The 5,513-nt window shown below is 61.9% G+C and carries 6 protein-coding genes; all 6 read left to right on the top strand.

From position 1 onward, the window contains the following. Window positions 1-62 precede the first annotated feature (62 nt). Window positions 63-2,192: a methylmalonyl-CoA mutase gene (gene scpA, locus ABY403_RS12880; RefSeq protein ID WP_372841228.1), complete on the top strand. Its 2,130-nt coding sequence runs from the start codon at window positions 63-65 to the stop codon at window positions 2,190-2,192. 133 nt (window positions 2,193-2,325) lie between these two features. Beyond that, the gene (locus ABY403_RS12875; RefSeq protein ID WP_372841227.1) at window positions 2,326-2,925 is read left to right on the top strand and encodes a VOC family protein; all 600 of its coding nucleotides are present in this window, start codon (window positions 2,326-2,328) and stop codon (window positions 2,923-2,925) included. Further along, a complete protein-coding gene (locus ABY403_RS12870) occupies window positions 2,922-3,407 on the top strand; it encodes an N-acetyltransferase family protein (protein ID WP_372841226.1) in 486 nt (161 codons plus the stop codon). The genes ABY403_RS12875 and ABY403_RS12870 overlap by 4 nt, the downstream gene beginning before the upstream one ends. A 17-nt stretch (window positions 3,408-3,424) precedes the next feature. Beyond that, window positions 3,425-4,120 (top strand): TerB family tellurite resistance protein, encoded by a 696-nt coding sequence (locus ABY403_RS12865; protein WP_372841225.1) that lies wholly within the window; start codon window positions 3,425-3,427, stop codon window positions 4,118-4,120. Further along, complete coding sequence (locus ABY403_RS12860) at window positions 4,121-5,128, top strand: endonuclease/exonuclease/phosphatase family protein (RefSeq protein ID WP_372841224.1); 1,008 nt, start codon at window positions 4,121-4,123, stop codon at window positions 5,126-5,128. It abuts the gene before it with no gap. Window positions 5,129-5,169: 41 nt separating this feature from the next. Further along, window positions 5,170-5,513, top strand: a 344-nt coding sequence (locus tag ABY403_RS12855) for an AAA+ family ATPase (RefSeq protein ID WP_372841223.1), incomplete at its 3' end; no start/stop codon positions are given.

Raw genomic sequence — 5,513 nt, 5'->3', positions numbered from 1 at the left:
TGGCGGGAAACCAAAGGAAGAATCCCCGGCGCTGTCGGGTCTGTGACGAAAAGGGAAACTCGATGAGCGATAGCACCGACCTCTGGCGCAAGCTGGCCGCCAAAGAAATGAAGGGCAAAGACCCCGATAGTCTGATCTGGAACACCCTCGAGGGCATTGCAGTCAAGCCGCTCTATACCGCTGAAGATGTCGCAGGGCTGGCACAGATGAACGAGGTGCCGGGGGTTGCGCCCTTTACGCGCGGGCCGCGTGCCACGATGTATGCAGGCCGCCCCTGGACCATTCGCCAATACGCAGGCTTTTCCACCGCCGAGGCGTCGAACGCGTTTTACCGCAAGGCCCTTGCCGCCGGCCAACAAGGCGTTTCGGTGGCTTTCGACCTTGCCACCCACCGCGGGTATGACAGCGACCATGCGCGCGTGGTGGGCGATGTCGGCAAGGCCGGGGTGGCGATCGACTCGGTCGAGGACATGAAGATCTTGTTCAGTGGCATCCCGCTGGAAAAGATCAGCGTTTCTATGACGATGAATGGTGCGGTCATACCGATTCTGGCCAATTTCATCGTCGCCGGCGAAGAGCAGGGTGTTGCGCGCGAGGCGCTTTCGGGAACCATTCAGAACGACATTCTGAAAGAGTTCATGGTGCGCAACACCTATATTTATCCGCCCGAGCCTTCGATGCGGATCATCGCCGACATCATCGAATTTACCGCAGCCGAAATGCCCAAGTTCAACTCGATCTCGATTTCCGGCTACCATATGCAGGAGGCGGGCGCGAACCTTGTGCAGGAATTGGCCTACACGCTGGCCGACGGGCGCGAATATGTGCGCGCGGCCATTGCACGCGGGATGAACGTTGACGAATTCGCTGGGCGATTGAGCTTTTTCTTCGCCATCGGCATGAACTTTTTCATGGAAGCGGCCAAGCTGCGCGCCGCGCGTCAGCTTTGGCATCGCATCATGACAGAGTTCGGCGCGCAAAAGCCCGGCAGTCTGATGCTACGCACGCATTGCCAGACTTCGGGTGTCAGTTTGCAGGAACAAGACCCCTACAACAACGTGGTGCGCACCGCCTATGAGGCGATGGCGGCGGCGCTGGGGGGCACGCAATCCTTGCACACCAACGCGCTTGATGAGGCCATCGCCCTGCCAACCGAGTTTTCGGCCCGCATCGCGCGCAATACGCAGCTGATCTTGCAGGAAGAAACCGGCATTACCCATGTCGTCGATCCGCTGGCGGGCAGCTACTATGTTGAAAGCCTTACGGCAGAGCTGGCCGAAAAGGCTTGGGCGCTGATCGAAGAGGTCGAGGCGATGGGGGGCATGACCAAGGCCGTCGCCACCGGAATGCCGAAGCTGCGCATAGAGGAATCCGCCGCGCGGAGGCAGGCGATGATCGACCGCGGCGAAGAGGTGATCGTTGGCGTCAACAAGTATCGGCTGGCCAAGGAAGACCCGATCGACATTCTCGATATCGACAACGTCGCGGTGCGCGAGGGGCAGATTGCGCGGCTGGCGAAGATGCGCGCCACGCGCGACGAGGCCGCCTGCATGGCCTCGCTTGCCGAAATGACACGCCGCGCCAAAGAGGGCGGCAACCTTCTGGAGGCCGCTGTCGCGGCGGCGCGTGCGCGCGCAAGCGTTGGAGAAATCAGTATGGCGATGGAAAAAGTGTTTGGCCGCCACCGCGCCGAGATCAAGACGCTCGCCGGGGTTTACGGCGCGGCCTACGATGGCGACGAGGGCTTTGCCGCCATTCAGAAAGATGTCGAGGCTTTCGCCGAAGAAGAGGGCCGCCGCCCGCGCATGTTGGTTGTCAAGATGGGTCAAGATGGCCACGACCGGGGTGCCAAGGTCATTGCTACGGCATTCGCCGATATTGGCTTTGATGTCGATGTGGGGCCGCTGTTCCAGACCCCCGAAGAAGCCGCGCAAGACGCGATCGACAATGATGTGCACGTGGTTGGCATTTCCAGCCAAGCGGCAGGGCACAAGACGCTGGCACCAAAACTGATCGAGGCGCTCAAGGAAAAGGGGGCAGGCGATATTCTGGTCATCTGCGGCGGCGTCATTCCGCAGCAGGACTATGATTTCCTGACACATGCCGGGGTAAAGGCGATCTTCGGACCGGGCACCAATATACCGGCTGCCGCGCGCGATATTCTGACGCTGATCCGCGCCACACGCCGCTGACCTGCACCAACGCCGCTTGCGGACAGCACGGTATCCGGGCAGTTTTGCGCTAGTTCGGGCTTGCCGATCCGGCTTCGCGGGCAATGCCTTGCGCTGCCGCGAGCTTGGCGCAAGATGGGTTTGGAGGTGCCGGATGGACATAATGCTGGATCATATCGCTATCGCTGCCGCGCGGCTGGAAGATGGTGTGGCATGGGTGGAAGAGCAGCTTGGCGTGCGCATGTCAGGTGGGGGTGAACATGCGGCCATGGGCACTCACAACCGCCTGCTCAGCCTTGGCCCGTCGGAATACCTTGAGGTTATCGCGGTCAACCCCGAGGCGCCGCGCCCGAAACACGCGCGCTGGTTCGGTTTGGACCGGTTCGAAGGTTCGCCGCGCGCGGTGGCTTGGGTGATGCGGGCAACCGATCTCGATGCGCTGCGTCTGCCCGAGGGGGTTGGCGCGCCGATGGCACTCAGCCGAGGAGAGCTTTCTTGGCGGCTGACGGTGCCGACAAGCGGCGAGGGGCCGTTTGACGGGCTTTACCCATCGCTGATCGAATGGGCGGGGGTGCACCCGGCCCCACGGTTGCCTGACCTCGGGCTGCGGTTGACCGCGCTGGAAATCAGCCACCCCGAGATAACAGCACTTGCCGCATCGCTTCCGGGGCGCGATAGACGGCTGCACTTTGCGCATGGAACACCCGGCCTGCGCCTGCGCCTGAACACGCCCGAAGGAGAGCGCCTGCTATGATCCGACCTGCCGAGCCGCGCGATCTTGCGCGGATCATGGCTTTCTGGAACCCGATGATCCGTGACACCACGGTGACCTTTTCCAGCGAGGAAAAGACCGAGGCTGGTTTGACCGAGATGATCGCCACGCGCCGCGCCGCCGGGTACGAGTTTCTGGTGGCCGAGGAAGACGGGCAGGTGATGGGCGTGGCCACCTACGCCCAGTTTCGCGGTGGCAACGGCTATGCACACGCGATGGAACATACGATCGTTCTGGCACCCGAGGCGCATGGGCGCGGATTTGGCCGTGCGCTGATGTCCGCGCTTGAGGCACATGCGAAGGCCGCGGGCTGCCATGTGCTGGTGGCGGGTGTTTCTGCCGAAAACGCCGCGGGACTGGCGTTTCACGCAAGCATCGGCTTTGTTGAAACGGGCCGTATGCCTGAAACCGGGCGGAAGTTCGGTCGCTGGCTCGATCTTGTGTTGATGCAAAAGACGCTGTGAAGGGGTAGGATTCCTTTATGGACAAGCCCGTCTCACTCTGGACCCGGATTACCGAGGCGATCTCGTCGCTGGCGCGGGGCGAGGGGCTTGCGGCGGTATTCGAGCGGCTGCGCAGCCCGCCCGAACGCTCGGTTGCCTTTACCATCGCGATCATCGCGCTGGGCGCCAAACTGGCCAAGGCCGACGGGCAGGTGACGCGCGACGAGGTTGCGGCCTTCCGCCAAGTATTCACCATTCCGCCCGGCGAAGAGGGAAATGCAGCGCGGGTGTTCAACCTTGCGCGGTCCGATGTGGCCGGGTTCGACGCTTGGGCACACCGGATTGCCAAGATGTTTGGCCCCGGTGCCGAGGTGCTGAAAGACCTGCTTGAAGGGCTATTCGTGATCGCGCTGGCCGATGGCGACTATCACCCCTCGGAAGACGCGTTTCTGAGCGAGGTGGCGCGCGTGTTCGGCCTTTCGGACGCTTGCTTCCGCTCGATTCGGGCGCGACTTGTGCCGGGCGGAGAGCCCGATCCTTGGACGGTGCTGGGGGTAGAGCCCGGAACGCCGATGCCTGATGTGCGGGCCGCGTGGCGCGCCTTGGTGCGCGAAACCCACCCTGACCGTGCACAGGCGCGCGGCTTGCCGCCCGAGGCGGTCAAGTTGGCCGAACACCGGCTGGTCGCCATCAACCGCGCCTGGGAGGTGATTTCCGGCGCCCGGGGCAGATGAATGCGCATTGCCACCTATAACGTCGAATGGTTCACCAACCTTTTCGACCGCCGTGGCAAGATGCTGGAAGACGCAGAACTTTCGTCACGCTTCGGCGTTACGCGGGCCGAGCAGTTGGGCGCGCTGGGGATTGTTTTCACCGCGCTTGATGCCGACGCGATCATGATTATCGAAGCGCCAGACAATAACCGCCGCCGCCAGACGGTTTCCATGCTCGAACGTTTTGCGCGCCATTTTGGGCTGCGCACTCGATCCGCACTGATCGGCTATGCTAATGAAACGCAACAGGAAATTGCGCTACTTTATGACCCTGACGTGATACGCGCGCGCCATGATCCAATGAACGACGCAGTGCCGCGTTTTGATGGCAGCTACCGCATCGATCTGAACATCGATGCCGAACCCGAAACCGTCAGCTTTTCCAAACCGCCGCTGGAAGTGGCGGTGACGACGAAATCGGGCAAGCGTTTGCGCCTGATCGGTGTGCACATCAAATCGAAAGCGCCGCATGGTGCCAGCAGCCCAGATGCCGAAAAGCGGTTGGCGATCGAAAACCGTCGCAAGCAATTGGCGCAATGTATCTGGCTACGCGAGCGGGTAGAGCAGCACCTTGCCGCGGGCGATAATCTGATTGTGCTTGGCGATTTCAACGACGGCCCTGGCATTGACGAGTTTGAAAGCCTGTTTGGCCGCTCTGGGGTCGAGATCGTGTTGGGCGAGACATCTCCGCTACCCCTGCGGCTGCGCGAGCCTCATGCACATGCGCTTTTGATGCATCCTACCGCTGCGGCACCGACCACGGCGCGCTTCTATCTGGCCGAAGAAGGGCAGTATTTTACGGCGCTGCTTGATTACATCATGCTCTCTCCGGGGCTGTGCGAGGCCGCGCCGAAATGGCGTATCTGGCACCCGTTTGACGACCCTGTTTGCTACCGCACGCCCGAATTGCGCGAGGCGCTGTTGCAGGCCTCCGATCATTTTCCTGTCAGCGTCGATCTGGCGCTCTGATGGGTCTCAAAAACGCGTCCGATTCGTGTTATGGTGGACACATGAAATACATTGCTTTTGCCCTCGCACTTTTGCTTGCCACCCCACTTGCGGCGCAAACACCAGAGGCACCGCCAGAGGCACCGCCAGAGGCGTTGCCAGAGGCCCCGCCCGAAGAAGGATTCAGCCTGATCGAGCGCGGTGCGCAGTTGTTGCTGCGGCAGTTCTTGGACGAAGTCGGCCCCAAGGTCGGCGATATGCAAGAGGGGCTTGAGGATGCGCTGATAGCGCTGGAACCGGCGCTGCGCGAGTTGTTGGCGATGGTCGGGGATTTTCGTTATTACGAAGCACCAGAGCGGCTTCCGAATGGCGACATTCTGCTGCGCCGCAAGCTTGATGCGCCGCC

The sequence above is a fragment of the Phaeovulum sp. genome, from assembly GCF_041596715.1.
In the GTDB taxonomy this organism is placed as follows: Bacteria; Pseudomonadota; Alphaproteobacteria; order Rhodobacterales; family Rhodobacteraceae; genus UBA6213.
The sequence above is the reverse complement of the archived record's forward strand: the minus strand, read 5'-3'. Positions and strand labels throughout refer to the sequence as shown.

Bases quoted from the DNA above. Each gene is read 5' to 3' on its own strand.
- scpA (WP_372841228.1), top strand. From the start codon at position 63: ATGAGCGATAGCACCGACCTCTGGCGCAAGCTGGCCGCCAAAGAAATG.
- ABY403_RS12875 (WP_372841227.1), top strand. From the start codon at position 2,326: ATGGACATAATGCTGGATCATATCGCTATCGCTGCCGCGCGGCTGGAA.
- ABY403_RS12870 (WP_372841226.1), top strand. From the start codon at position 2,922: ATGATCCGACCTGCCGAGCCGCGCGATCTTGCGCGGATCATGGCTTTC.
- ABY403_RS12865 (WP_372841225.1), top strand. From the start codon at position 3,425: ATGGACAAGCCCGTCTCACTCTGGACCCGGATTACCGAGGCGATCTCG.
- ABY403_RS12860 (WP_372841224.1), top strand. From the start codon at position 4,121: ATGCGCATTGCCACCTATAACGTCGAATGGTTCACCAACCTTTTCGAC.